Below are 24,232 nucleotides of genomic sequence, written 5' to 3' on the forward strand. Positions count from 1 at the left end.
GCATCGGCTTCGAGCTTCACGCCGACGCACACAACGCGTTTCGCACGGTATCGGGCCGCTGACACCTAAAGTGCGTCGATCGCGAACCGTACCGCGAAGCCGAGCATCATCACCGCGACGAAAAAATCGAGCACACGCCATGCGAGCACGCGAGCGAACCATGCACGGCACGCGCGCGCGCCATACGCGAGCATCAGGAACCACACGAGCGAAGCCGTCATCGCGCCGATCGCGAACGGCGCGCGTGCGGCGGGCGTGTGGTTCACGATCACGGTGCCGAGCAGCAGCACGGTATCGATCCACGCATACGGATTGAGCAGCGAGACGGCGGCGGTCGCGAGCAGCGTGCGCGACCACGTGGGTTCGCTGCCTGCACGTGAACCGTCGACGTGCTCCGGCTGTTGCCGCCGGATCGCCGAGCGCAGCGCGAGCAGGCCATAACCGGCGAGATACGCGATGCCGGCCCACAGCGCGGCCGACACCACGCCGGGATGCCGCGACAGCATCGCCGACAACCCATGCGCGCCGAGTGCGATCAGCAGTGCGTCGCTGCCTGCGCAGACAACGGCGATGGAGAGCAGATGGGGGCTCGTGATCGAGCGCTTGATGACGAAGGCGTCCTTGGGGCCGACCGACGTGAACAGGCCGGCGCCAAGCAGCAGGCCTTCGATGAAGGCAGAGGTGTCGAGCACGAGCGGGCCGACAACCTCTTAAGCTGAACCGGTGATGGTTACGATGGGAGCAACGTTAAGGGGCGCCGGGGGACGTTGTCAATGCCCCCGCGCCGCGCCGGTCACGCGCGGTCGGCATTCTCCGACGCCCACTCCGGCCGCTGCCCGAGCATGTCGAACAGCCGCACGATCTCGGCCTTCACCTTCTGCACCGCATTGCTGACGAGCGCCGTATCGTGCCAGCACAGCGACAGGTCACGCGCGAACAGCCGGTGCGCGACCGTCGACAGCTTGAGCTTGCGTTCCTCGATCTCGACGTGCGCGGCCGTCCACGGCAGGATCGTCACGCCGAGCTGCGCCATCACGGCCGCGAACAGCAGCCCGGTCGAACTCGCCTCGAAGCTGATCTCGTACGACAGCCCGGCCTCGCGCATCGCCCAGTCGACGCGGTTGCGGATCGTGTTCGGCGCGCTCGGCAGCACGAGCGGCATCCGCGCGATCGCGTCGAGCGGCACGGGAGCGTCCGGCACCGGAAACCCGGGCCACGTGATCAGGTACAGCGTTTCCGTCAGCAGCCGGTGGATCGCGATGCCGCGTGTGTCGACCGCGTCGACGACGATCGCGAGATCGAGCCGTGCGCGTTCGAGCAGCGTGTCGAGATCGGCGCTCGGCGCCTCGATCAGCTCCAGCATGATGCCCGGATAACGGTCGCGCACCGCGCGTGCGAGCGGAATCGCCAGCACGCGCGCGGTGCTCGACGGCATCCCGACCGTCACGCGGCCCTGCGGCGTATCGGCGTCGCGGCGCAGCAGCTCGCGCGTGCCGTCGGCCTGGCGCAGCAGTTCGAGCGCATGCCGGTACAGCGTGCGGCCGGCGGCGGTCGGCGCGACGCCGCGCACGCTCCGTTCGAGCAACTGCATCCCGAGATCCTGTTCGAGATTGCGCATCTGCTGGCTCACCGCGGGTTGCGCGACATGCAGCGCCTCGCTCGCATGCGTGACGTTGCCGCATTCGACGACCTTCACGAAATAGCGCAACTGTCTCAAGTCCATCGCCGCCGTCTCCCGATTCAAGCCATAAGCCAATCCGATCGATCGAGATGAATATCATATTTTTCGGCGATCGAAGGGTTTTCTATACTCGTCTCACAAAAGAGCCAGCCTGCCGGCCATCCCGGACCGGACGCGGCAACAGTGCCGGCCGCGCCGGCAAGGAGACGAAGATGTTCAAGGCGATCGACGCGCCGGCGGCCGGCGCGAAGCCGCGGCGCACGCCGCTCACGCGCGAGCAGGTCAAGGGCTTCTGGGCCGTGTACGCGGGCTGGGTGCTCGACGGCGTGGATTCGGTGATCTACGCGCTCGTGCTGATTCCCGCACTGACCGAACTGCTGCCGGCATCCGGTATCGCGGCGACGCCTGCGAATCTCGGCTTGTACGGCTCGATCCTGTTCGCGCTGTTCCTGATCGGCTGGGGGCTGTCGTTCGTCTGGGGGCCGCTCGCCGACCGCTTCGGCCGCGTGCGCACGCTCGCCGCGAGCATCCTGATCTATTCGGTGTTCACCGGCGCGGCCGCGTTCGTGCACGACGTGTGGGCGCTGGCCGCATGCCGGCTGATCGCCGGGATCGGCGTCGGCGGCGAATGGGCGCTCGCGGGCACCTACGTCGCCGAGAGCTGGCCGGAGGACCGCCGCAAGATGGGCGCCGGCTACCTGCAGACGGGTTACTACTTCGGCTTCTTCATCGCGGCCTGCCTGAACTACACGATCGGCGCGACCTACGGCTGGCGCGCGATGTTCCTGTGCGGGCTCGCTCCCGCGCTGCTCGCGGTGTTCACCGTGATGCGCGTGAAGGAGCCGGGGCAGTGGCGCCGGCACGACGCGCGCCATGGCGACGTGGCCGACGCGCGGCGCGCGCATCCGCTGCGCGAGATCTTCGCACCGGCATTCCTGCGCCGCACGCTGACGAGCGCGAGCCTCGTCGGCGTCGCGATCGTCGGGCTGTGGGCGGGCTCGGTCTACGAGGCGAGCGCGGTCAGTACGCTGGCGGCGCGCGCGGGCATCGATCACGTCGGCGCGCTGCGGCTTGCGTCGGTCGGTGCGGCGATCCTGTCGTGTGCGACGATCGCCGGCTGCCTGGCCGCGCCGTGGCTGTCGGAACGGCTCGGCCGGCGCGCGGCGCTCGGCGTGTATTTCGCGGGCATGGCCGGCGCGATCGTGTTCGCGTTCGGCTGGGCGTTCTACCAGCCGAACGGGCTCACGGCATTCATGGTGTCGCTCGCGTTCCTCGGTTTCTTCGGCGGTAATTTCGCGATCTTCTCGCTGTGGCTGCCCGAGCAGTATCCGACGCGCGTGCGGGCGACCGCGTTCGCGTTCAACGCGTCGGTCGGCCGCTTCATCGGCGCGGGCGTGAACTTCCTGCTCGGCGCGGCGATTCACGGCTACGGGTCGCTCGGCGTGCCGGTCGCATGGACCGCGGCCGTGTTCGTGGTCGGCATCCTGATCCTGCCGTTCGCGGTCGAAACGCGCCACCAGACGCTGCCCGAATGAGCGGCGCGCCGCGATCGTTCGGAAATACGCCACACCCAGTCATCAATATCAGGAGTCCGGAATGCAGGCATTACAAGGAATCAGGGTTGTCGATCTGAGTCGCGCGCTGTCGGGGCCGTTCTGCTCGATGGTGCTCGCCGATCTCGGCGCCGACGTGATCAAGGTCGAGTCGGGACCGAACGGCGACATGAGCCGCGCATGGGGGCCGTTCGATCGCGGCGTGAGCACGTACTACCTGTCCTGCAACCGCAACAAGCGCGGCATCTGCGTGGATTTCCGGCAGCCGGCTGGCCTCGACGTCGTGCGGCGGCTGATCGCGCAGGCCGACGTCGTGATCGAGAATTTCAAGGCCGGCACGATGGACGCGATGGGGCTCGGTTACGACGCGCTGAGCGCGCGCGATCCGCGACTCGTGATGGGCAGCGTCACCGCGTTCGGCCCGCGCGGGCCGTTGCGCGACTGGCCGGGCTTCGACCAGATCGCGCAGGGCTACGCGGGGCTGATGAGCCTCACCGGCTTCCCGGATGGCGAGCCGACTCGCACGGGCACCGCGATCGGAGATCTCAGCTCGGGGATGTGGGTCGCGACCGGCGTGATGGCCGCGCTGTTCGAGCGCGAGCGCACGGGGCGCGGCCAGCATGTCGGCACGTCGCTGCTCGAAAGCCTCGTCGCGCTGCTGAGCGTGCATGGGCAACGCTACCTGAGCCTCGGCGACGTGCCGCGCCGCACCGGCAATGCGCATGCGGTGATCGCACCGTACGGCGTGTTCGAAACGGCCGACGGGCCGCTCAACCTCGCGCCGATCACGACCGACATGTGGCTGCGGTTGTGCCGGTTGCTGGATCTGCCCGAGCTGCCGAACGATCCGCGCTTCGCGACCAACGATGCGCGCGTCGCGCACCGCGACGCGCTGAAGGCGCTGCTCGAAAGCCGGCTGCGCACGCGCGGCAAGCGCGAATGGACGCAGCGTTTCGTCGAGGCCGGGTTGCCGGCCGGGCCGATCAATACGCTCGACGAAGTATTCGACGATCCGCAGCTCGCGCACTGCGGGCTGGTCGAACCGGTCGCGCATCCGACGCTGGGGACGCTGCGCCAGGTCGTCACGCCGCTCGGCGGGATGGGCGACGATGTGCCAGCGCCGCGCACGCGCCATGCGCCGCCGCTGCTCGGCGAGCATACGGTCGACGTGCTGCGTGAAGCGGGTTACGGCGACGACGCGATCGACGCACTGCTGGCCGAGCGTGCGATCTTCCAGGCGGAAGCTGTGGCGGAGGCGCTGCAATGACCGACACGACGAAACACGACGTGCCGTCAAGCGTCACGGTCGACATGATCGGCGAGCGGATCGCGCGTGTGCGGTTCGCGAATCCGGCGCGGCGGCACGCGCTCGATGCGCCGCTGCTCGATGCGCTCGTCGCGCGCCTCGATGCGCTTGCCGCGCTTCGTCCGCCGCCCGTCGTGATCCTGTCGAACGACGGCAGCGGCGACGTGTGGAGCGCGGGGCACGACCTGCGCGAACTGGCCGACGACCGCGATCCGCTCGCGTACGACAAGCCGCTCGAACGTGCGCTGCGGCGCGTGCGGACCTATCCGGGCGCGGTGATCGCGGCGGTGGCGGGGTCGGCGTGGGGCGGGGCGGTCGATCTCGTGATGAGCTGCGACCTCGTCGTCGCGGCGCGCGATGCGCGCTTCGCGATGACGCCGGCGAACATCGGCCTGCCGTATTCGACGAGCGGCCTGCTGCGCTTCTACGACAACCTGCCGATCCACGTGCTGAAGGAAATGTTCTTCTGCGCGCAGCCGCTCGATGCGGAGCGCGCCGCGCATCACGGGCTCGTGAACCGGCTGGCGGAAGCGGGCGGCGTCGACGAAGCGGCGCTCGACGTCGCGCGCACGATTGCCGCGAAGGCGCCGCTCGCGGTGCACGCCGTGAAGGAGCAGTTGCGCGTGCTGCAGGACGCGCGGCCGTTGCCGGTCGATGTGTTCGAACGGATTGCCGAGCTGCGCCGGCACGCGTGCGAAGGCGCGGATTTCGACGAAGGGCTGCGTGCGTTTGCGGAGCGGCGCGCGCCGGTGTTTCGCGGCGTCTAGGCGTTCAGGTGCCCGCGCGGCGTTGCGGCGCGACGGCGGTAGGCTTTAACAGGCTGTTGAAAAGCGCCTCGTTTTGACGACCGGGGTGCTATTTAGAAAGGTTTCGTATGCGATTGGCCGCTGAGTTGCAGACGTATCGTGCCGGATGCCCCGCTGGCGAGCGGGCCAGCTGGTGCGTTGCCACGCAATGGCCGCGCTCGGGCGGCTCATCGCATCGCTCCCTGCGGCACCGCTGCCAGTATTCGGGCCATTCGAGTCAGGTTACTCGCCAGCATCGTCAGCTTGAAGTGCTGGTCGACTCGTTTGATGCCGCGATACGCGGTCTGTCGAATCCTGCCGACGGTCTTGCCCCAACCGAAGTGCTCCTCGATGCGTTTGCGAATCACTTGGCTGATGCCATAACCGACGTGCCGCGAGGTGCGGCCGTCAATCGCGCTGCCACCTTGATGCGCGTCGTTGCGCGCAACGTGTGGCGTCACTTTGCGCGCTCGGCAATCCCGGACAAAGTCACGCATGTCGTAACCCTTATCGGCCCCGAGCGTCTTGGCGTGACGACCCGGTACGCAATCGAGCAGGCGCAACGCACTCGCTCGTTCGCCGAAACCGTCAGCGTGGCTGACCACTGCGCCGACCACCAAGCCCGATCGGTTCTCCATCAGGATGTGCCCCTGGTAACACAGGATGGACGGCGTGCCTTTGCTCTTCCTAAACAGCCGCGCGTCCGAATCGGTACTCGATTCATGCGTGTCGTTGCTGCGCCGCTTGCCCTTCCAGTCGGTGTCGACATTGCGGCCACCGCCGGCCGGCGGATCGTCCGAGCCATCCTTGGGCCGGAAGCTCTTGTGGCTGGCCCACGCCTGAATCAGCGTGCCATCGACCGAAAAGTGTTCTCTGGACAGCAGCCCTTGCTTGTCGGCCAGGCTCATGACTTCGGTAAAGAACGCTTCGACCACTTCATGCTCGAGCAGACGATCGCGGTTCTTCGAGAACACCGAGTGATCCCAGACGGCATCTTCGATCGCGAGGCCGACGAACCAGCGGAACAGCAGGTTGTAGCGCATCTGTTCCATCAGCATGCGCTCGCTGCGCACCGAGTAAAACACTTGCAACAGCAGCGCACGCAGCAGTTTCTCGGGCGCAATCGATGCTCGGCCGCTGTCCGCGTAGATCGTGCTGAACAGCCCATTGAGTCGCTTCAGCGCTTGATTGACCAGCAGCCGAAGCGGCCGCAACGGGTGATCGGCCGGCACGAAGTCTTCCAGCTTCACCGTCGTGAACAGCGGTTCTTGCATCTCGTCCATTCCGCGCATCGCTCTCGTCTGCCCAAGTTCATGAACACGATATCTCTAACGCACCGCCCTCAGGGCCCGTTTACACCGTATTCAATTTCAACAGCCTGTTAAACACTACACGCCGCCAATCGCGTGCACGCCGACGAGCAGCAGCGCGCCCACCACGATCAGCAGCAGCGCGTGAATGCGCGAAACCATCACGCACAGCGTCGACGCGACCGCGATCGCGCGTGCGGGCCAGCCGCCGTCGAGCGCCTGCAGCAGCACCCACACCGATGCGACGATCATGCCGGCCGCGACCGGGCGCAGCCCGGCTTCGAGCGCGATCTGCCAGCGCGCGCCCTGGTGTCGCCGCCACAGGTGCGCAACGCCGTAGATCAGGAACGCGGTCGGGCCGAACAGCGCGAGTGTCGCGATCACCGCGCCCCAGAAGCCGGCCACCTGCCAGCCGATCAGCGTGGCAAGCAGCGAGCCGGGGCCGGGCGCCATTCGCGCGATCGCGAAGTCGTTCACGAATTGCGTGGCGCTCATCCAGTGATGCACGTCGACGACCTGCCGCTGGATGTCGGCGATGATCGCCTGGCCGCCGCCGATCGTCGCGATCGACAGCGGCGCGAACACGCCGAACAGCGCGGCGCAGCGTTGCGATGCGGTCATGGCTTGTCGTTCCCGGCGGGCGCGGTGGCCGCGCGGCGGTATTCGAGCGCGACGCTCAGCGTGCCGCCGATCAGCACGGTCCATACGAGCGGCCAGTGCAGCACCGCGACCGACACGAAGGTGAGCGTCATCACCGTGAACGGCAGCGCGCGGCGTGGCAGCCGGCGCACGGCCGTGATCGCCATCGAGATCGACAGCCCGATCGCCGCGGCCGCCGCGCCGGCGAGTGCGACATGCGTGAGCGGGAAGCGCGTGAGGGTCGAGAACGCGACGCCGAACAGCACGATCAGCACGGCCGGCGGCGCGATGATGCCGGTGAAGCCGGCTACCGCGCCGCGCCATCCGGCGAGCCGGTAGCCGATCCAGATCGCGAGGTTCTTCACGTTGACGCCCGGCAACGCCTGCGACAGCGCGAGGCCGTTGAGGAACGCCTCTTCGTCGAGCCAGCGCCGCTCGTGCACGAAGTCGCGCATCATCCGCCCGCTGAGCCCGCCGCCGAAGCTGGTCAGGCCGATCTGCGCGAACGCGACGAACAGCGCGAGGACGCCGGGCGGCGGCGCATCGCCTGCAGGCGATGCCGGCGGGGTGGTGGCGGAGGGCGAGGGCATCGGGCGGGCGGTGCGTGGCGATTGGGCGGGCGCCCATGTTAGCAAGCAGTGCCTGTCAGCACGCTGACATTGGTGTGGCGTTGGCGGGATGAAAGCCCGTGGTCGATTCGATCGATGCGATCCGATGCGTACCGCACGGATGTACACCGCACGGATGCGCACCGCACGTCCGCACCGCACGGACGCGATCCGGCGCCGCTATGCGCGCACGACCGTCACGCCCGCCGCCTCGATCGGCTTCGTCAGCGCGGCTTCGGTTTCCTTCTCGACCACGATGGTCTGCGCCAGCGTGATGTCGCCGATCACGAACTGCGACGCCGCGCGCAGTTTCGACTGCGACGCGAGCACCACCGTCTCGGCCGCGCGCTCGGCCAGCGCGCGCTTGATCGCCGCTTCCTCGAAGTCGCCGGTGCTCAGCCCCGCGACCGGATGCACGCCCGTGACGCCCATGAAGTAAAGATCCGCATGGATGCGCGCGATGCCTTCCATCGCCGCGGCGCCGACCGCCACGATCGAATGCTTGTAGAGCCGCCCGCCGATCAGGATCACGTCGATCGACGGATGCGCGGCCAGCGCGACCGCGACGCTCGGGCTGTGCGTGACGATCGTCGCGCGCAGGTCGGCCGGCAACTGGCTGACGAGCAGTGCCGACGTCGTGCCGCCGTCGACGATCGCCACTTGCCCGGGCGCGATCATCTCCGCGGCCCGCCGCGCGATGCGCCGCTTTTCCGTTGTTTCGAGCGCCTCGCGCTGCGCGAACGGCGCGACGGCCGGCGACGCCGGCAGCGCGCCGCCATGAACGCGCTGCAGCAGGCCTTCGGCCGCCAGCTCGCGCAGGTCGCGGCGGATCGTGTCTTCGGACACGCCGAATTGCGCGCTCAACTCGACCGCCAGCACCTGGCCGTCGCGTGCGAGCGCGTCGAGGATCGCTTTCTTGCGTTGCGTCGTCAGCATCGTGTTTGCACGAAAATTCTTGAAATTGCACGAATATGCACGTTACCATGGGCGCCGTCTTTTGTCGAATGGGAGGCTGCGATGGCTGCAACGCGGGACCGCGTGCGCATCGTCGATACGACGGTGCTGTCCGATGACTGGTATGTGCTGAAGAAGGTGACGTTCGATTTCCTGCGCCGCGACGGAACGTGGCAGCGCCTGAGCCGCGAGACCTACGACCGCGGCAACGGCGCGACCATCCTGTTGCGCAATGCCGGCACGGGCGACGTGCTGCTGACGCGGCAGTTCCGGATGCCGGCATTCGTCAGCGGGCACGATGGCATGCTGCTCGAAGCGGCTGCCGGCCTGCTTGACGACGCGACGCCCGAAGCACGCATCCGCGCGGAGGCCGAGGAGGAGACCGGCTATCGCGTGCGCGGCGTGCGCAAGGTGTTCGAAGCGTTCATGAGCCCGGGTTCCGTGACGGAGAAGCTGCATTTCTTCGTCGGCGAATACGATGCGTCGCTGCGCACCGGCGACGGCGGCGGCGTCGCGGAAGAGGGCGAGGATCTCGAGGTCGTCGAGATGCCGCTGCAGGCGGCGCTGGATGCGGTCGAGCGCGGCGAGATCGTCGACGCGAAGACGATCATGCTGCTGCAGTACGTCGCGCTGCGGGAAACCGCCGGCGCGCGCGCGGCATGACGCCGCTGCTCGTGCTGATCGCCGGCCCTTATCGCAGCGGCACGGACGGCGACCCCGCGCGCATCGCCGCGAACCTGCACCGGCTGGAAGCGGCGGCGCTCGCCGTGTATCGCCGCGGGCATGTGCCGATGATCGGCGAGTGGGTGTCGCTGCCGCTCGCGGTCGCGGCCGGGTCGCGGCAGGTCGGCGACGAAATCAGCGAGGCGTTCCTGTATCCGGCCGCGCACCGGCTGCTGCGCCGCTGCGATGCCATATGGCGGATCGACGGCGCGTCGCGCGGCGCGGACGCGGATGTCAGCCTCGCGCGGCAGCTCGGCAAGCCGGTCTATTTCGCGGTTGACGAGATTCCGGTCGCGCAAGACGATTCGGATAGCTGAGCAGGCGGGGAGGTGTCGGGGCGCGGCATCGCCGGTGCCTCCTTGCGTCGGCTGCAACGGGAAAAGCCCGGCGCCGCGCGTAATCGTGACATTGCGATAGCGTCATACAGTTGCATGCGCGAATGCGGCACGTTATACCCGAACCGGCGTATGATCGCGGCGCCATCCGCGCACCGTTCGACGTCACCGCCGCCCCATCATGCCGTTCCCCGATTCCGCCGACTCCGCCGACTCTGCCGACTCCGCCGATTCCACCGCTGCCGCCGCGCAGCTTCCCGCCGATCTCGTCGCTGCCGCCGTTGACGCGCTCGCGCGCGCCGACGCGTTGCTCGTGACGGCTGGCGCAGGCATCGGCGTCGATTCCGGGTTGCCCGATTTTCGCGGTACGGACGGTTTCTGGCGTGCGTATCCGGCGCTGCGCCACGAGCGTTTCGAATTCCACGAGATCGCATCGCCGCACGCGTTCCGGGCGCGTGCGCCACTCGCGTGGGGGTTCTACGGACACCGTCTCGCGCTTTACCGCGCGACGGTGCCGCATGCGGGTTTCGCGATCCTGCGCCGCTGGATCGACGCGATGCCGAACGGCGGCTTCGTGCTGACGAGCAACGTCGACGGCCAGTTCCAGAAAGCCGGTTTCGATCCGGCGCGAATCGTCGAGATCCACGGCTCGATTCACGCGATGCAGTGCCTGCGGCCGTGCTCGGACGACACGTGGGATGCGGCGCCGTTCGTGCCGGACGTCGACGAAACCACCTGCCGGCTGGTCGGCGAAGCGCCGCGCTGCCCGCACTGCGGCGGCCTCGCGCGGCCGAACATCCTGATGTTCGGCGACACCGGCTGGCTCGGGGCGCGCTACGACGCGCAGGAACGTGCGCTGGAAGACTGGATCGCGCAGGCCGGGCGCGTCGCCGTGGTCGAGATCGGCGCGGGCACCGCGATTCCGACCGTGCGCCTGCTGAGCGAACGGCTGGGCGCCGACGTCATCCGCATCAACGCGCGCGAGGCGCATGCGCGCCGTGCGGACGTGATCGGATTGAAGGGCGGTGCGCTGGCGACGCTGACTGCGCTCGACCGCGCATGGCGCGGCGGCTGACGCCGCGCCACGGGCCGACCGCCGACCGCTGACCGCTGCCCGCCGACCGCCGACCGCCGACCGCCGCGCGGTTACGGCCGGGCGACGAGCGCCTGCACGAGCGCAGGTGCTTGCGGCGAACCGAGACCCGTCACGTAGTCGTAGCCGCCCGCTGCGTTGCAGACGCTGCCGCAACTGCCGTTGGACCCGGTCGTCACGTCGTGATAGTCGCTGCCGTACGCGGTTTTCCCGACCGTATAGAGCGAGTCGTAGGTGCCGCTCAAGCGGCTCTTGCCGGCCGCCGCGCGCAGCGAATTCGCAATCGCGACGAGCGCCGACCATTGCGGCGCGCCCGCGCTCGTGCCGCCGACCTGGAACCAGCCCGCCTGCCCCTGATAGGTGACCGAGTCGTACACAGCGAAGCCGCTGGACGGATTCGCGTCGTAGCTGACATCGGGCACGCCGCGCTTGCCGGCGACCGGAACCGGCCACCCAGCCTGGCCGGCCGGCTCGGCCTCGACGGTGCTCACGCCGCCGCCGCTGCCGCTCCACGCCGCCTCGCCGACGTAGTTGCCGTACGTATCGGTGGACAACGTCGTACCGCCCACTGCGACCACGTAAGGCGACGCGGCCGGGTATTCGGTCCCGGCGCCGCTGTCGCCGGACGACGCGACGAACGTGACGCCCGCGACGTTGAAGTGGCTGTCGAAGCCGGTTTCGCTGCTGAACTCGCTGCCGCCGAAACTCATCGACACGACTGATGCGCCGCGCTTGACCGCGACGTCGACCGCGGCCAGCAGGTCGCTGAAGCTGGCCGACGCGGCCTCGACGAGCATGATCTTCGCCTTCGGCGCGATCGCATGCACCCATTCGACGTCGAGCGACATCTCGAGCGCCCAGCCCGAATCGGTCTTGGGCCGTGTACCGCGTGCGTACACCTTGGTGAAACAGCCGTTCGACGACGTGCAGGCCGGCAGCGAGAACGCGTTGCTGAACACGCCGAGATCGGCCTCGATCTTCGGGGCGTCGTACGCATCGACGATCGCGACCACCATCCCGTCGCCCTGGTTGGCGATCGCGTCGAACCCGTACGCGTGCCGGGTGAGCGCGGGCGTGAGGCCGGAGACCGTCGCCGTGCTCGCGCGCGGCTTCGTGTGGAACGGCGGGCGCGCGAAGCCTTTCGGCGCGCGGTTGCCTTCGACGTAGGACGGCGGTCCGTTGCCGTCGGCGAGCGCGACACTCGATGCGAGCAGCGACGCGCACAGCGCTGGAATCAACATGGATAACAGGCGGATATTGTTCATTTTTCGAATCTCCATGTCGATGGAGTGGGTTGGCGAAACCAGTTTACAAAATCGGCGAAGTCAATTGAATGGAATATCGACCGAATGCGGGAATGTCTGATAAGGGAAACTACGCGTTAGCCCCGTGAAATATGGGGTTTTCAGGGTTTCCGAGCGGTGGATGAAGCTGCTTTGTCGATCGTTGAGAAGACTGATAAATAATCGATGGATTTTGAATTGATTCGTAATGTCCTGCGTAATGCGCCGGAAAATATCGAGTGCGAAGGATTCGCGGGAATAATCAAATGCATCATGCCCGCGCGACAGGATGGCCTGCTTCGCAGGCATTGCCGCCGCGGCGCGATTCCGCATACAGTTCGACGTAGGCCGCATCCGCCACGCGGCGTCGTCAGCGAGGAGTGCCCTTGTTCTATTCGATCGTCGCGATCTTCGTCGGCGCCGGGCTCGGCGCGTTGCTGCGCTGGTTCCTGAGCCTCGCGCTCAACGAATTCTTTCCCGCCGTGCCGCTCGGCACGCTCGCCTCGAACCTGATCGGCGGCTACGTGATCGGCATTGCCGCCGTCGTGTTCACGGCCCGCGTCGGGCTGCCGCCCGAGTGGCGGCTGTTCGTGATCACGGGCTTCCTCGGCGGCCTCACGACGTTTTCGACCTATTCGGTCGAAGTGATGACCCACGCGCTCGAGGGCGAATTCGGATGGGCGTTTGCGGTGGCTGCCCTACACTTGACTGGATCGTTCGCGCTGACGGCGCTCGGCATGTGGACCGCGCGCGCGTGGCTCGCGGCGGCCTGAACGGGCCGCCATCGGAGGGAGCGATGGACAGGATCTTCTTGCGCTTCTACCTGCACGAGCAGCACCGGCTGCACTGGAAGCCGCTGTGGGAATGGCTGCTGGAGGAGGCGAACCGGATGGGCGTCGCGGGCGGTTCCGCGTTTCGCGCGATGGCCGGCTTCGGCCAGCATCGCGTGCTGCATGAGGACCGCTTTTTCGAACTGCAGGGTTCGCTCGCGATCGAGGTCGAATTCATCGTCACCGAGGACGAAGCGCAGCGTTTGCTCGAACGGCTGTCGCACGAGAAAGTGCGCGTGTGCTACGCGATGATTCCGGCGCGCTTCGGCGTGATCGACACGCTCGGCGCACCGCCGGCGCAGGGGCCGGCGGCGTAGGGCCCATTATTGGTGGGAACAGGCCCCAGGGGCGTCAGATGCCGAACATCGTCAGCGACACGGCGGCGCGCGTGACGATCATCAGCAGCACCTGGACGATCACGAACAGCAGGATCGGCGACAGGTCGATGCCGCCGAGGTTCGGGATGATGCGGCGCAGCGGGTTCAGGAACGGCGCGGTGAGCTGGAAGAGGATCGGCATCGCCGGCGAGCGCGGGTTGAGCCACGACAGCAGCGCCATCAGGATCGTCATCCAGATCACGAGGTTGAGCGCCCACTTCACGACGGTGAGCAGCGCGACCACGACGAGCGTCGGGATCGCCGCGGCCGGATCGAAGCCGGCCATCACGACCATCAGCACGACGTAGACGAGCGCGGTAAGCAGCGCGGCGACGACGCTGGCCCAGTCGATGCCGCGCACGCCCGCGATCACGCGGCGCAGCGGCAGCACGAGCCAGTTGGTCGCCTGCAGCACGGCCTGCGTGACGGGGTTGTACGGCGGCACGCGGACGGCCTGCATCCAGACGCGCAGGATCAGCGCGGCGCCGAACAGCGTGAAGACGGTATTGAGCAGAAAACGGGCGATCTCGCCGAACATCGTTGGCATCCTTTTTATACGGTCAGTAGCGTGCGGCCGCCAACGCCGGATGGCGGCGCATCGGCCGACACCTTATCACGCCTCGTCTCGCGACGGGGAGGGGTGCGCGGCCGTGCGCGCGAGCGACGTTTCGACGGCTTCGGCGAGCGCCGGCAGCGACGCCGGCGGCACGGCACGCTTCGCCGCGAGCGCGACCGCGCGGCGCGTCATCAGCGCGTACAGCGTCGCGTGATCGCCGCCGCGCGCTTCGAGCAGCGCGAGCTGGCGTTCGACGATGCCCGTATCGCCGCGCGACACGGGGCCGGCGAGCGCGTTCGCGAGCCCCTTGTCGCGTGCGGTCTCGATCGTGCCGGCGAGCATCGGCAGCAGCGCGCGCAGCGCGGCTTCCTCGTCGAACCCGAGGCCGCGCCACAGCTCGACCGCTTCCGACAGCCCGCACAGCGCGAAGCTCGCCGCATAGTGCGCGGCCGCGTGATAGAGCATCCGGCCGCCGGCCGGAATCGACAGCGGATGGCAGCCGAGTGCGGCGGCAAGCCGCATCAGTGTCGCGTGCAGCGCGCCGTCGGCTTCGATCGTGACCGAGCAGCCGTCGATGCGCGTGAGGTCGGCGTCGGTGCCGCCGAACAGGTAGAGCGGATGGAAGCCGCCGGTGGCCGCGCCTTGCCGTTTCGCCGGATCGAGCAGCGCGACCGCCGACGCGCCGCTGCAGTGGACGATGGCCTGTCTGGCGGCGCGCGATGCATCGAAGCGGAGTGCCGCGGCGGTCGACGCGAGATGATCGTCTGGGACCGTCAGGAAGATCAGGTCGGCGGCGTCGGCGACCTGCTGCGGCGTGTCGACCGCCTGGCAGCCGTCGATGCGCGCGGCGAGGGCCGCGGCCGATTCGGGCGTGCGGCTCGCGATCGCGACGACGGGAAAGCCGGCCTGCGCGAAGCGCTGTGCGACGCAGCGCGCGAGGCGGCCGGCGCCGATGAAGCCGAGACGGGGTGTGTCTGGGAGGGACATGGCAGCGGACGTAAGCGAAAACGAAGCAACCGCCAGTATCGCAGGAATAGAAGCACGGTCGCGCAAGGTCGATTTCCGCGCGCACGCAGGTAGTCATTACCGATATGCGGTGCGATCCACACGTGCGTTTGCGTCCGGCATTGCGGTCGAATCGCGATCATCGAATCCGACCCCGAAACGCATTGCGCGGGCGGTCATCTTGAATTGTCGGTGTCCTGTTTCAAATTTGTAATCGTTCATTACGTACGCGTGCCCGCCGCGCATGCCATATCCGGTAAGACTGACCGGCCGTCGCTTGGCGACCCGACTCGTCGGACGGAATCGCGCGACCTGCCAAGGGTCGCCACAGGCTCCGGAAGCCACGCCCCACGGCGGCTCAGGCCGCGTGCGATTGCAATTTGCAACAAATGCGAAACACGCGAGGGGCGGGTTTTCGCTACATTGCTTCCATGCGACGTGCATGCCCGCCGTTGCCGACAGGAGCGCATAAAATATCGCTCCAGCAGGAGAATCGAAGTGAAAAAGCTCATTCCGTTCATCGCCGCCGCCGCGCTGGGCCTGGGTGCCGCAAGCGCCGCGCAGGCTCACGTGTCGATCGGGGTCGGCATCGGTATCCCGGTCGCGCCCGCGTATCCCGTTTATGCACCGCCGCCGCCCGTGTACTACGCGCCGCCGCCTCCGCCCGTGTATTACGCACCGGCACCGGCCTACTATGCGCCGCCGCCCGCGGTGGTCGTCGGTGGCTATGGCGGCTACGGCGGTTACTACGGTCGTCCGTACTGGCGGCATGGTTACGGCGGCTGGGGCCATCACGGCTACTGGCGTCGCTGATTCGTCCCGCGCGGCCTGACCGCGCGTGGCAAAACGGCGCAACGTCCCGCGAGGGGCGCTGCGCCGTTTTCCATTGGGACGGCCGCTCGACGCGCGGCCCGTGCAGGTCGGCTTCGCCTACACCGCGTTCGCGATCAGGTCGCGGTAGCCGCCGACGATCACGCTGTACGAGAAATACGCGAACAGCAGCGCCGACGCGATGTGGCACGCCCGCATCAGCCCGGCGCCCGCGCGCTTGCGGCCGTGGCTCGCGAGCGTGCACATGAAGAGCGTCCACGCGAGGCCGCCGAGGAAGAAGCCCGACAGGAACACCGACGCGGTGGCCGGCGTGGTCGCGCCGGCTTTCGCGATCAGCGCGCCGCCGACCGCCGCGAACCACAGGATCGCGCTCGGCGACGACATCGCGAGCAGCATCCCGCGCAGGAAACTGCGCCGCGCGCTCGCCCGCGGTGGCGGGGCATCGTCCGCGTCGTCGTCTGCCGCCCTGGCCGGCGCCAGCGCTTCGCGCGTCATCTTCCACGTGAGGAACAGCAGCACGGCACCGCCGCCGATCCACACGATCCACCGCACGGCCTCGAACTGCAGCAGCACGGCCATCCCGGCGAGCGCGAGCGCCGCGTAGAGGAGGTCGCCGACGCACGAGCCGACGCCGAGCCAGAAGCCCGGCCGGAAGCCGTGCGACAGCGTCAGCGACAGCATCGCGACGTTCACGAGGCCGATGTCGAGACACAGCGACAGCGACAGAAAGAAACCGTCGGACAGCATCGAGGCGGGGGGGAAGTTCATCTGCGTCGTTCTTGTGGTGGGTGCGATGCACGGGCCGGCGGGCGCCGGCCGTACGGCCTCAGAGTCCGATCTCCTGCCAGAGCCGGTCGACGCGCGCCTTCACGGCCGCATCCATCTCGATCGGGCGGCCCCATTCGCGGTTCGTCTCGCCGGGCCACTTGTTGGTCGCGTCGAGCCCCATCTTCGAGCCGAGACCGGCAACCGGCGACGCGAAGTCGAGATAGTCGATCGGCGTGCTGTCGACCATCACCGTGTCGCGCACGGGGTCGACGCGCGTCGTGATCGCCCAGATCACTTCCTTCCAGTCGCGGATATTCACGTCCTCGTCGACGACCACGATGAACTTCGTATACATGAACTGCCGCAGGAAGCTCCACACGCCGAACATCACGCGCTTCGCGTGGCCCGCGTAGCTCTTCTTCATCTGGACGATGGCCATCCGGTAACTGCAGCCTTCGGGCGGCAGGTAGAAGTCGGTGATCTCCGCGAACTGCTTCTGCAGCAGCGGCACGAACACCTCGTTGAGCGCGACGCCGAGCACCGCGGGCTCGTCGGGCGGTTTGCCCGTGTAGGTCGAGTGGTAGATCGCGTCGCGCCGCATCGTGATGCGCTCGACGGTGAATACCGGGAACCACTCCTGCTCGTTGTAATAGCCGGTATGGTCGCCGTACGGCCCTTCGAGCGCGTGCTCGTACGCGGCGGACGCGTTGCCGGCCGGACGCGGCGGCGCGCCGGCCGGAGCGGGGGCAGGGGTGCCGTCCTGCGGATGGATGAAGCCTTCGAGCACGATCTCCGCGCGCGCGGGCACCTGCAGCGTGTCGACGCCGGGCGTCAGGCACTTTGCGAGCTCCGTGCGGCTGCCGCGCAGCAGGCCGGCGAACTGGTATTCGGACAGCGAATCGGGCACGGGCGTCACCGCGCCGAGCGTCGTGGCCGGATCGGCGCCGAGCACAACCGCGACCGGATACGGCTTGCCTGGGTTCTGCAGCGCGAATTCGCGGAAGTCGAGCGCGCCGCCGCGATGCGCGAGCCAGCGCATGATCAGCTTGTTGCGGCCGATCAGTTGCTGGCGGTAGATGCCGAGGTTCTGGCGCGACTTGTTCGGCCCGCGCGTGACCGTCAGGCCCCACGTGACGAGCGGCCCCGCATCGCCGGGCCAGCAGGTCTGGATCGGCAGCTTGTTCAGGTCGACGTCGGCGCCTTCCCAGACGATCTCCTGGCATGGCGGCGACGACACCGACTTCGGCGCCATGTCCCACACGGCCTTCGCGAGCGACAGCAGCTTGCCGGCGTCCTTCAGGCTCTTCGGCGGGTCGGGTTCCTTCAGCGCGGACAGCAGGCGGCCGAGATCGCGCAGCGAACCGAGCGCGGCGTCGTCGCCCGCATCGACGCCCATCCCGAGCGCGACGCGGCGCGGCGTGCCGAACAGGTTGCCGAGCACGGGAAACGCATGGCCGGGCGGCGCGTTGAACAGCAGCGCAGGGCCGCCGGCGCGCAGCACGCGGTCGCACAGCTCGGTCATTTCGAGCACGGGCGACACGGGTTGCGTGACGCGCCGCAGTTCGCCGAGCGCTTCGAGGCGCTGGATGAAATCGCGTAAGTCTTTGTATTTCATGAAGAAGGTCCGGGCCGCCCGCATGGCGGGCGACGGTGGGCGGGCGCAGCGGCCGGCTGCGGCCCCGAATCGACCGACGATTTTACCCGGCCCGCCGCGCGGACGCCCGGCCGAGAAAAAAGTCGACCGCGCGCAAACCCCCTACGGCACGGGGCCTCCGATCTGAAGGTCGATTTCAAATTACTTTTTGTTATAATTTCGAGGTTTTATAGTGTTGACGATCTATAAAACCCTGCTAGAATCCGCTCACATTGGCTGCAGGGTAAAAGGCTTCGAGCCGCCAATCACCGATCTTTGACGCAGCGCGTCACCGTCCGCCGAATCCTGCACGGCGTATTCGACGGCCTTAGTCGTAGTCCCAGCCAGCGCTACCAGACGCTGGTTTTTTGCGTGGGTGCCACCGCGTATGCCCGTCTCGCCCACTGTGCGAAGGCGCCGGCCCTCTTACACCGTGGCCTCGAACGGTACTTATACCGTTTCCCCGATGCTTGCACGTCCCAACCAAGGCGTGCGGCATCGTGATTCCGCGGCGCGTATTCTGTCTCGCCATCGAGCTGAGCGAGCCGCACGAGTCATGTTCATGGGAGATGATCTGAATGAACGCTTGGTTATCGTGGCGTCCCACTGAGCAGCATGCGCAAATCGTGCGCAACATGCTGCGTCGCGGGACGCGTGTCAGTCACCATCTATTCAGCGTTGTCGGCTGTCTCGCTGTCGCAGTTGCACTTGCACTGTGGCTGCTGCCAACCGTACGCGGCACGCTTGCCGCGAAGCTGATGCCGGTCGTATCCGCGGCCGTGCAGGCCGGGCCGGCCCGCCTGCTGTCCGGTCATCCGCTGCCGAACTTCGCGCCTGCCGGCGCGCAGCCGCAGCAGCAGGAAGACAGCCCCGAAACGGACGCGCTTGCGGTCGGCCTCGACGTCGCACCGGAAGCCGCCGCGCAGGGCGATGCGTCCGATCCGGCCCGCAACGGCCCGTCGCCCGTCGCGCTGGCCAAGCTGATTCCGACCCAGCGGGTGGCGGCCGATGCGCGCGACGACCGTGCGCTCGCGTCGAACCGCGAACAGGCGCTCGTCGCGACCTATCTGTCGCGCCGCTACCGTGTCGCCCAGGAGCCGGTCGGCCAGCTCGTGAAGGCCGCGTTCCAGACCGGCCGTGACGTCGGCCTCGATCCGCTGCTGCTGCTGTCCGTGATGGCGATCGAGTCGGGCTTCAACCCGTACGCCGAAAGCGGTGTCGGTGCGAAGGGCCTGATGCAGGTCATGTCGAAGGTCCATTCCGACAAGTTCGAGTATTTCGGCGGCACCGATACCGCACTGCAGCCGCTCGCGAACCTCCAGGTCGGCGCGCTCGTGTTGAAGGACTGCATCGCCCGCGGCGGTTCGCTGGCGAACGGCCTGCGCATGTACAACGGCTCGACGAACCCCGACGACACCGCATACGGCACGAAGGTGATGGCCGAGCGCGGCCGCCTGCGCGACGTGTCGCACGGCCGCAGCGTGCCGGTCAATGCGCCGCAGGCGAAGCCGATCGTCACGGCCGCGGCAGCGGCAGGCGGCGCGAAGCGCGTGCATGCGACGCTTGAAACCGCGACGTCGGCGAAGACGGCCACGCCGAAGGAAACGTCGCCGCAGGACGATGCAAGCGTCGATACCGCGAAGCAATCGCATGGCGGCCATTCGGAGCTCGGCGCGTAACGTAGCGCACGGTTTCGGCCGGCAGGAAATGGAAAAGGCACCCGATTCGGGTGCCTTTTCTTTTGTGCGGTGCGCGGAACGGCTGGTGTGCGGGCCGCGACGTCAGTGCTGCCCGAACAGCGTCGCGAGCCGATCGACTGCCTCTTCGAGCCGCGAGTAGGCCGTTGCATAGGAAAGACGGATGTAGTCTCGCGGCGCATGGACGCCGAAATCCATGCCGGGCACCAGCACGACGCCCGCGTCGTGCAGCATCGCCTGCGTGAGCGCGGCGCTGTCGCCGGCCGCCGGGTGCGCGACGCCGCCGCAATGCGCATAGACGTAGAACGCGCCGTCGGGCATCACCGGAACCGTGAAGCCGAGCCGTTCGAGCGCCGGTGCGATGAAATCGCGGCGGCGCTTGAATTCGAGCCGGCGCGCTTCGTAGATGTCGAGCGTGGCCGGCTCGAAGCACGCGAGCGCCGCGTGCTGCGCGAGTGCGGACGGGCAGATGAACAGGTTCTGCGAAAGCTTCTCGAACGTACCGACCAGCGCGGGCGGCACGACGAGCCAGCCGAGCCGCCAGCCGGTCATGCTGAAGTACTTCGAGAAGCTGTTCACCGTGATGACATCGTCGCCGAACGACAGCGCCGACACGGGTGCAGCGTCATAGCTGAGCCCCTGGTAGATCTCGTCGACGATCGTGAAGCCGCCGCGTGCGCGCACGGCTTCGACGATTCGTTTCAGTTCGTCGGGCTCGAGCGACGTGCCGGTCGGGTTCGACGGCGACGCGAGCAGCACGCCGCGCGTGCGGTCGCTCCAGCGCGTGCGGACGTCGTCCTCGGTGAGCTGGAAGCGCGCGTCCGGGCCGCTCGGCACGAGCACCGCGCGGCCTTCGGCCGCCGCGACGAAGTGCCGGTTGCACGGATACGACGGGTCGGGCATCAGCACCTCGTCGTCGCGGCCGACGAGCGCGAGGCACGCGAGCAGCAGCGCGGCCGACGCGCCGGCCGTCACGACGATCCGCTCGGGGCTGATCGTGAGGCCATACGCGCGCGCGTAGTGCGCGGCGATCGCCTCGCGCAGCGGCGCAATGCCGAGCGCGCTCGTGTACTGCGTGACGCCGCGGCGCAGCGCGGCCGCGGCCGCGTTGACGACAGGCTCCGGCGCGGTGAAATCCGGTTCGCCGATGCCCATGTGGATAACATCGCGCCCGGAGGACTCGAGCCGCTGTGCCTCCTTCATCAGTTCCATCACGTAGAAGGGCTGGATCGCGTCGACGCGTGCGGCGAGCGTGACGAGCGAATCGGCGGTGGTATTCATCGGTCGGGCGGGGCGGAGGAGGGAGAATGAAAAACGGGCGCTTGCGCGCCCGTGGACAAACAAACGGTATCAGCCGTTGCGGCGCGCCTGCGTTTCGGCGGGGCGCAGCTTCGCGGCGAGCTTGTCGAGTACGCCGTTCACGTACTTGTAGCCGTCGGAGCCGCCGAACGTCTTCGCGAGTTCGACAGCTTCGTTGATGATCACGCGATACGGCGTTTCGACGTGGTGCGTGAGCTCGAACGTCGCGATCAGCAGCACCGCGCGTTCGACCGGCGACAACTGGTCGATCGGGCGGTCGAGCGACGGCGTCAGCGCTTCGACGAGCGTCGCGTGCTCGCGGATCACGCCGTGCAGGATTGCTTCGAGCAGTTCCTTGTCAGCCTTGTCGTAACCGAGCGCGCCGCGCAGCTGCGCGTCGATCTCGCCGGAGGCCGCGTTCGACAGCAGCCACTGATACAGGCCCTGCGTCGCCAGCTCGCGCGATTGTCGGCGGGCGCTCTTCTTCATGCGCGCTCCTCTTCGTCGTCTTCGTCTTCTTCTTCGTCCTCGTCGTCATCGCCGAGCTGGTCGAGCGCCATCGTCAGGTTGGCCATCTCGACGGCGACGCGCGCGGCGTCACGACCCTTTTCGGTCATGCGCGCGACGGCCTGCTCGTCGTTTTCGGTCGTCAGGACCGCGTTCGCGATCGGCAGGTTGAAGTCGAGGCCGATGCGGGTGATGCCCGCGCCGCTCTCGTTCGACACGAGTTCGAAGTGGTAGGTCTCGCCGCGGATCACCGCGCCGAGCGCGATCAGTGCGTCGAACTGGCCGCTTTCCGCGAGCTTCTGCAGCGCGAGCGGGATTTCCAGCGCGCCGGGCACTGACACGAGCAGCACGTCTTCACCGGTGACGCCGAGGCGCTCCAGTTCTTCGACGCACGCGTCGGCGAGGCCGTTGCACACGGGCTCGTTGAAGCGCGATTGCACGATGCCGATACGCAGGCCGTCGCCTTCGAGATTCGGTTGGTATTGTCCGATTTCCATGATCTTGTCCGTGGTGTGGATGAACGGTTATAGGGCGAAAGCGCCGTGGCGGGTTACGCGTGGGACGCCGGGCAGGACTTGGCTTCGCCGCCGGGCATCGGAATGAAGCCCGTGACTTCGAGGCCGTAGCCGGACATGCTGCCCAGCTTGCGCGGATTCGACAGCACCTGCATCTTGCCGACGCCGACATCGCGCAGGATCTGCGCGCCGATGCCGAACGTCTTGAAATCGACCGGCCGGCGCTTGAGCGCAGCGGCCTTTTCTTCCTCGTCGAACGCCTTGAAGACGTCGATCAGGTGTTCCTTCGTGTCGCCGCAGTTGAGCAGCACGATCACGCCGAGGTCGCGTTCCGCGATGTCGCGCATCGCGGCGTCGAGCGTCCACGAGTGCGTCGACACGCCGGTTTCGAGCAGGTCGAGCACCGACAGCGGCTCGTGCACGCGCACCGGCGTATCGACGTCCGGCGACGGCGCACCGCGTACCAGCGCGATGTGCGGCGAACCGCTCGGCTGGTCGCGGTACAGCACCGCGCGGAACGTGCCGTGCGCGGTCTGCATCGTGCGCTCGGCGATCCGCTCGATGATCGATTCGGTGCGGCTGCGGTACTGGATCAGGTCGGCGATCGTGCCGATCTTCAGGCCGTGTTCCTTCGCGAACTCGATCAGGTCGGGCAGGCGCGCCATCGTGCCGTCGTCCTTGATGATCTCGCAGATCACCGCGGCCGGCGTGAGGCCTGCGAGCGCGGTGAAGTCGCAGCCGGCCTCGGTGTGGCCCGCGCGCACGAGCACGCCGCCCGGTTGCGCCATGATCGGGAACACGTGGCCCGGCTGCACGATGTGCTCGGGACGCACGTCGTGTGCGACCGCCGTGGCGATCGTATGCGCACGGTCGGCGGCCGAGATGCCGGTCGTCACGCCTTCGGCCGCTTCGATGCTGACCGTGAACGCGGTGCCGTACTGCGTGCCGTTGCGGTAGGTCATCAGCGGCAGGTGCAGCTGCTTGCAGCGTTCCTGCGTCAACGTCAGACAAACCAGGCCGCGGCCGTACCTGGCCATGAAGTTGATCGCTTCCGGCGTGACGAATTCGGCGGCGATCACGAGGTCGCCCTCGTTTTCGCGGTCTTCTTCGTCGACCAGGATCACCATCCGGCCGGCTTTCAGCTCGGCGATGATGTCGAGCGTGGAGGCGAGCGTCATAAGGGGGCGAGAAAGAGGAAAGTGCGTATTTTACGCCAGCCGGACGGCGTTTCGGCTGGCGCGGGTTGCGCCCGGTCGGCAAGCGCGCCGGAAGGCGGTGCGGCCGGCCTGCGCGGCAGGCCCGGCCGGGCCGCCGCGCACTGCCTGCACGCGGTTGCGAGCGATTGCGGGCCGGGCTTTGCCCGGCCGCGCGTCACGCGTGCTCGTCGCGCCCGCCGAGGTAGTCGAGCTTGCCGAGTTCGACGCCGCTGTGGCGCAGGATGTCGTACGCGGTCGTCACGTGGAAGAAGAAATTGGGCAGCACGAAGTTCAGCAGGTACGACTGGCCGGTGAACTCGATCGGGCCGACGCGCATCTTCAGCACGATCTGGCGCGCCTCGCTGCCGTCGATCTGCGCGGCGTCGAAGCTTTTCAGGTAGTCGATCGTCTTCTGGATGCGCGCGTGCAGTTCGTCGAAGGTCTGCTCGACGTCCGGGTAGCTCGGGATCTCGGCGCCGGCGAGCCGCGCCGCGCAGCCCTTGGCCGTGTCGGTCGCGATGTAGACCTGGCGGACGAGCGGCAGCATGTCCGGGTAGAGGCGCGCGCCGACGAACACCGCCGGGTCGATCTGCTTCTCGGCCGCGTGCGCCTGCGCCTTGCCGAGGATGTGCTGCAGGTTGGTCAGGCCGCGAATCAGGACGGGCAGCGAAGCCTGGTACATCGAGATGGACATGGGAACGACTCCTGTGGGAAGGGGGGCGGCCGGTTCGCGGCGCGTCGTGCGTTG

General features: G+C 67.9%; 27 protein-coding genes. 10 read left to right on the top strand and 17 right to left on the bottom strand.

The features are described 5' to 3' along the window. Positions 1 to 65: 65 nt before the first annotated feature. Both R9B84_RS04600 and R9B84_RS04605 read right to left on the bottom strand, forming a co-directional pair. Positions 66 to 692, bottom strand: a complete 627-nt coding sequence (locus R9B84_RS04600) for a LysE/ArgO family amino acid transporter (RefSeq protein WP_423759383.1) — start codon at positions 690 to 692, stop codon at positions 66 to 68. Between the two features lie 101 nt (positions 693 to 793). After that, entirely contained in the window at positions 794 to 1,723 is a 930-nt protein-coding gene (locus R9B84_RS04605) for a LysR substrate-binding domain-containing protein (RefSeq protein WP_423759384.1), read from the bottom strand. Between the two features lie 170 nt (positions 1,724 to 1,893). Between R9B84_RS04605 and R9B84_RS04610 the strand changes: the two genes are divergently transcribed. The 3 genes from R9B84_RS04610 to scpB all read left to right on the top strand — a co-directional run bounded on the left by R9B84_RS04610 (position 1,894) and on the right by scpB (position 5,307). Next, a complete protein-coding gene (locus R9B84_RS04610; RefSeq protein WP_423759385.1) occupies positions 1,894 to 3,216 on the top strand; it encodes an MFS transporter in 1,323 nt (440 codons plus the stop codon). Positions 3,217 to 3,277: 61 nt separating this feature from the next. Next, positions 3,278 to 4,501, top strand: a complete 1,224-nt coding sequence (locus R9B84_RS04615) for a CaiB/BaiF CoA transferase family protein (protein ID WP_423759386.1) — start codon at positions 3,278 to 3,280, stop codon at positions 4,499 to 4,501. Continuing rightward, positions 4,498 to 5,307, top strand: coding sequence for a methylmalonyl-CoA decarboxylase (gene scpB / locus R9B84_RS04620; RefSeq protein WP_423759387.1), 810 nt, complete (start codon positions 4,498 to 4,500; stop codon positions 5,305 to 5,307). Before R9B84_RS04615 ends, scpB begins: the two co-directional genes overlap by 4 nt. Before the next feature lie 206 nt (positions 5,308 to 5,513). Here the strand turns inward: scpB and R9B84_RS04625 are convergent, their stop codons facing one another. The 4 genes from R9B84_RS04625 to R9B84_RS04640 all read right to left on the bottom strand — a co-directional run bounded on the left by R9B84_RS04625 (position 5,514) and on the right by R9B84_RS04640 (position 8,818). Then, a complete protein-coding gene (locus R9B84_RS04625; RefSeq protein ID WP_423759388.1) occupies positions 5,514 to 6,608 on the bottom strand; it encodes an IS5-like element ISButh5 family transposase in 1,095 nt (364 codons plus the stop codon). A gap of 105 nt (positions 6,609 to 6,713) precedes the next feature. Then, positions 6,714 to 7,256 carry a chromate transporter gene (locus tag R9B84_RS04630; protein ID WP_423759389.1) on the bottom strand — a complete coding sequence of 181 codons (543 nt, stop codon included), beginning with the start codon at positions 7,254 to 7,256 and terminating at the stop codon, positions 6,714 to 6,716. Continuing rightward, positions 7,253 to 7,864 (bottom strand): chromate transporter, encoded by a 612-nt coding sequence (locus R9B84_RS04635; protein WP_423759390.1) that lies wholly within the window; start codon positions 7,862 to 7,864, stop codon positions 7,253 to 7,255. Before R9B84_RS04635 ends, R9B84_RS04630 begins: the two co-directional genes overlap by 4 nt. Positions 7,865 to 8,062: 198 nt before the next feature. After that, a complete protein-coding gene (locus R9B84_RS04640) occupies positions 8,063 to 8,818 on the bottom strand; it encodes a DeoR/GlpR family DNA-binding transcription regulator (RefSeq protein ID WP_423759391.1) in 756 nt (251 codons plus the stop codon). Between the two features lie 81 nt (positions 8,819 to 8,899). On the opposite strand from R9B84_RS04640, the gene R9B84_RS04645 reads away from it, so the two are divergent. From R9B84_RS04645 to R9B84_RS04655, 3 genes are all read left to right on the top strand, one after another. Continuing rightward, a complete protein-coding gene (locus R9B84_RS04645) occupies positions 8,900 to 9,499 on the top strand; it encodes an NUDIX domain-containing protein (RefSeq protein ID WP_047900025.1) in 600 nt (199 codons plus the stop codon). Next, a complete protein-coding gene (locus R9B84_RS04650) occupies positions 9,496 to 9,876 on the top strand; it encodes a DUF4406 domain-containing protein (RefSeq protein ID WP_423759392.1) in 381 nt (126 codons plus the stop codon). The genes R9B84_RS04645 and R9B84_RS04650 overlap by 4 nt, the downstream gene beginning before the upstream one ends. 199 nt (positions 9,877 to 10,075) lie before the next feature. After that, on the top strand, positions 10,076 to 10,969 hold the full coding sequence (locus R9B84_RS04655; protein ID WP_423759393.1) for an SIR2 family NAD-dependent protein deacylase: 894 nt from the start codon (positions 10,076 to 10,078) through the stop codon (positions 10,967 to 10,969). A 71-nt stretch (positions 10,970 to 11,040) separates the two neighbouring features. Here the strand turns inward: R9B84_RS04655 and R9B84_RS04660 are convergent, their stop codons facing one another. Next, a complete protein-coding gene (locus R9B84_RS04660) occupies positions 11,041 to 12,252 on the bottom strand; it encodes a S53 family peptidase (protein ID WP_423759394.1) in 1,212 nt (403 codons plus the stop codon). Positions 12,253 to 12,312: 60 nt separating this feature from the next. Further along, positions 12,313 to 12,603 carry a hypothetical protein gene (locus R9B84_RS04665; RefSeq protein WP_423759395.1) on the bottom strand — a complete coding sequence of 97 codons (291 nt, stop codon included), beginning with the start codon at positions 12,601 to 12,603 and terminating at the stop codon, positions 12,313 to 12,315. 53 nt (positions 12,604 to 12,656) lie between these two features. Between R9B84_RS04665 and crcB the strand changes: the two genes are divergently transcribed. Continuing rightward, positions 12,657 to 13,043, top strand: coding sequence for a fluoride efflux transporter CrcB (gene crcB, locus R9B84_RS04670; RefSeq protein ID WP_047900028.1), 387 nt, complete (start codon positions 12,657 to 12,659; stop codon positions 13,041 to 13,043). A gap of 23 nt (positions 13,044 to 13,066) precedes the next feature. Then, positions 13,067 to 13,417: a DUF190 domain-containing protein gene (locus R9B84_RS04675; RefSeq protein WP_047900029.1), complete on the top strand. Its 351-nt coding sequence runs from the start codon at positions 13,067 to 13,069 to the stop codon at positions 13,415 to 13,417. Positions 13,418 to 13,451: 34 nt separating this feature from the next. On the opposite strand, the gene R9B84_RS04680 is transcribed toward R9B84_RS04675, so the two are convergent. Together R9B84_RS04680 and R9B84_RS04685 are read right to left on the bottom strand one after the other, a co-directional pair. Next, positions 13,452 to 14,015 (bottom strand): YggT family protein, encoded by a 564-nt coding sequence (locus R9B84_RS04680; protein WP_047900030.1) that lies wholly within the window; start codon positions 14,013 to 14,015, stop codon positions 13,452 to 13,454. Between the two features lie 75 nt (positions 14,016 to 14,090). Beyond that, positions 14,091 to 15,020, bottom strand: a complete 930-nt coding sequence (locus R9B84_RS04685; protein WP_423759396.1) for a Rossmann-like and DUF2520 domain-containing protein — start codon at positions 15,018 to 15,020, stop codon at positions 14,091 to 14,093. Positions 15,021 to 15,536: 516 nt separating this feature from the next. Between R9B84_RS04685 and R9B84_RS04690 the strand changes: the two genes are divergently transcribed. Then, on the top strand, positions 15,537 to 15,851 hold the full coding sequence (locus R9B84_RS04690; protein ID WP_047900032.1) for a hypothetical protein: 315 nt from the start codon (positions 15,537 to 15,539) through the stop codon (positions 15,849 to 15,851). 117 nt (positions 15,852 to 15,968) lie between these two features. Here the strand turns inward: R9B84_RS04690 and R9B84_RS04695 are convergent, their stop codons facing one another. Both R9B84_RS04695 and R9B84_RS04700 read right to left on the bottom strand, forming a co-directional pair. Then, entirely contained in the window at positions 15,969 to 16,637 is a 669-nt protein-coding gene (locus R9B84_RS04695; protein ID WP_423759397.1) for a LysE family translocator, read from the bottom strand. 58 nt (positions 16,638 to 16,695) lie between these two features. Beyond that, entirely contained in the window at positions 16,696 to 18,252 is a 1,557-nt protein-coding gene (locus tag R9B84_RS04700) for a UbiD family decarboxylase (RefSeq protein ID WP_423759398.1), read from the bottom strand. 596 nt (positions 18,253 to 18,848) lie between these two features. Here R9B84_RS04700 and R9B84_RS04705 point away from each other — a divergent pair. Further along, positions 18,849 to 19,949: a transglycosylase SLT domain-containing protein gene (locus tag R9B84_RS04705; protein ID WP_423759399.1), complete on the top strand. Its 1,101-nt coding sequence runs from the start codon at positions 18,849 to 18,851 to the stop codon at positions 19,947 to 19,949. 102 nt (positions 19,950 to 20,051) lie between these two features. Here the strand turns inward: R9B84_RS04705 and R9B84_RS04710 are convergent, their stop codons facing one another. The 5 genes from R9B84_RS04710 to R9B84_RS04730 all read right to left on the bottom strand — a co-directional run bounded on the left by R9B84_RS04710 (position 20,052) and on the right by R9B84_RS04730 (position 24,178). Next, positions 20,052 to 21,248 carry a pyridoxal phosphate-dependent aminotransferase gene (locus R9B84_RS04710; RefSeq protein ID WP_423759400.1) on the bottom strand — a complete coding sequence of 399 codons (1,197 nt, stop codon included), beginning with the start codon at positions 21,246 to 21,248 and terminating at the stop codon, positions 20,052 to 20,054. A 69-nt stretch (positions 21,249 to 21,317) separates the two neighbouring features. After that, entirely contained in the window at positions 21,318 to 21,755 is a 438-nt protein-coding gene (gene nusB / locus R9B84_RS04715) for a transcription antitermination factor NusB (RefSeq protein WP_059605377.1), read from the bottom strand. Further along, positions 21,752 to 22,270, bottom strand: coding sequence for a 6,7-dimethyl-8-ribityllumazine synthase (ribH, locus tag R9B84_RS04720; RefSeq protein WP_011351235.1), 519 nt, complete (start codon positions 22,268 to 22,270; stop codon positions 21,752 to 21,754). The genes nusB and ribH overlap by 4 nt, the downstream gene beginning before the upstream one ends. A 53-nt stretch (positions 22,271 to 22,323) precedes the next feature. After that, positions 22,324 to 23,466, bottom strand: a complete 1,143-nt coding sequence (ribBA, locus tag R9B84_RS04725; RefSeq protein ID WP_047900038.1) for a bifunctional 3,4-dihydroxy-2-butanone-4-phosphate synthase/GTP cyclohydrolase II — start codon at positions 23,464 to 23,466, stop codon at positions 22,324 to 22,326. A gap of 193 nt (positions 23,467 to 23,659) precedes the next feature. Continuing rightward, positions 23,660 to 24,178, bottom strand: a complete 519-nt coding sequence (locus R9B84_RS04730) for a DUF1993 domain-containing protein (protein ID WP_047900039.1) — start codon at positions 24,176 to 24,178, stop codon at positions 23,660 to 23,662. Positions 24,179 to 24,232: the final 54 nt, after the last annotated feature.

The sequence above is a fragment of the Burkholderia sp. NLJ2 genome (assembly GCF_049487195.1).
Taxonomy (GTDB): Bacteria; Pseudomonadota; Gammaproteobacteria; order Burkholderiales; family Burkholderiaceae; genus Burkholderia; species Burkholderia pyrrocinia.

Excerpts from the sequence above, each read along its gene's own strand:
- R9B84_RS04605 (WP_423759384.1), bottom strand. The coding sequence starts at position 1,723 with ATGGACTTGAGACAGTTGCGCTATTTCGTGAAGGTCGTCGAATGCGGC.
- R9B84_RS04610 (WP_423759385.1), top strand. The coding sequence starts at position 1,894 with ATGTTCAAGGCGATCGACGCGCCGGCGGCCGGCGCGAAGCCGCGGCGC.
- R9B84_RS04615 (WP_423759386.1), top strand. The coding sequence starts at position 3,278 with ATGCAGGCATTACAAGGAATCAGGGTTGTCGATCTGAGTCGCGCGCTG.
- scpB (WP_423759387.1), top strand. The coding sequence starts at position 4,498 with ATGACCGACACGACGAAACACGACGTGCCGTCAAGCGTCACGGTCGAC.
- R9B84_RS04625 (WP_423759388.1), bottom strand. The coding sequence starts at position 6,608 with ATGGACGAGATGCAAGAACCGCTGTTCACGACGGTGAAGCTGGAAGAC.
- R9B84_RS04630 (WP_423759389.1), bottom strand. The coding sequence starts at position 7,256 with ATGACCGCATCGCAACGCTGCGCCGCGCTGTTCGGCGTGTTCGCGCCG.
- R9B84_RS04635 (WP_423759390.1), bottom strand. The coding sequence starts at position 7,864 with ATGCCCTCGCCCTCCGCCACCACCCCGCCGGCATCGCCTGCAGGCGAT.
- R9B84_RS04640 (WP_423759391.1), bottom strand. The coding sequence starts at position 8,818 with ATGCTGACGACGCAACGCAAGAAAGCGATCCTCGACGCGCTCGCACGC.
- R9B84_RS04645 (WP_047900025.1), top strand. The coding sequence starts at position 8,900 with ATGGCTGCAACGCGGGACCGCGTGCGCATCGTCGATACGACGGTGCTG.
- R9B84_RS04650 (WP_423759392.1), top strand. The coding sequence starts at position 9,496 with ATGACGCCGCTGCTCGTGCTGATCGCCGGCCCTTATCGCAGCGGCACG.
- R9B84_RS04655 (WP_423759393.1), top strand. The coding sequence starts at position 10,076 with ATGCCGTTCCCCGATTCCGCCGACTCCGCCGACTCTGCCGACTCCGCC.
- R9B84_RS04660 (WP_423759394.1), bottom strand. The coding sequence starts at position 12,252 with ATGAACAATATCCGCCTGTTATCCATGTTGATTCCAGCGCTGTGCGCG.
- R9B84_RS04665 (WP_423759395.1), bottom strand. The coding sequence starts at position 12,603 with ATGCGGAATCGCGCCGCGGCGGCAATGCCTGCGAAGCAGGCCATCCTG.
- R9B84_RS04675 (WP_047900029.1), top strand. The coding sequence starts at position 13,067 with ATGGACAGGATCTTCTTGCGCTTCTACCTGCACGAGCAGCACCGGCTG.
- R9B84_RS04680 (WP_047900030.1), bottom strand. The coding sequence starts at position 14,015 with ATGTTCGGCGAGATCGCCCGTTTTCTGCTCAATACCGTCTTCACGCTG.
- R9B84_RS04685 (WP_423759396.1), bottom strand. The coding sequence starts at position 15,020 with ATGTCCCTCCCAGACACACCCCGTCTCGGCTTCATCGGCGCCGGCCGC.
- R9B84_RS04695 (WP_423759397.1), bottom strand. The coding sequence starts at position 16,637 with ATGAACTTCCCCCCCGCCTCGATGCTGTCCGACGGTTTCTTTCTGTCG.
- R9B84_RS04700 (WP_423759398.1), bottom strand. The coding sequence starts at position 18,252 with ATGAAATACAAAGACTTACGCGATTTCATCCAGCGCCTCGAAGCGCTC.
- R9B84_RS04705 (WP_423759399.1), top strand. The coding sequence starts at position 18,849 with ATGAACGCTTGGTTATCGTGGCGTCCCACTGAGCAGCATGCGCAAATC.
- R9B84_RS04710 (WP_423759400.1), bottom strand. The coding sequence starts at position 21,248 with ATGAATACCACCGCCGATTCGCTCGTCACGCTCGCCGCACGCGTCGAC.
- nusB (WP_059605377.1), bottom strand. The coding sequence starts at position 21,755 with ATGAAGAAGAGCGCCCGCCGACAATCGCGCGAGCTGGCGACGCAGGGC.
- ribH (WP_011351235.1), bottom strand. The coding sequence starts at position 22,270 with ATGGAAATCGGACAATACCAACCGAATCTCGAAGGCGACGGCCTGCGT.
- ribBA (WP_047900038.1), bottom strand. The coding sequence starts at position 23,466 with ATGACGCTCGCCTCCACGCTCGACATCATCGCCGAGCTGAAAGCCGGC.
- R9B84_RS04730 (WP_047900039.1), bottom strand. The coding sequence starts at position 24,178 with ATGTCCATCTCGATGTACCAGGCTTCGCTGCCCGTCCTGATTCGCGGC.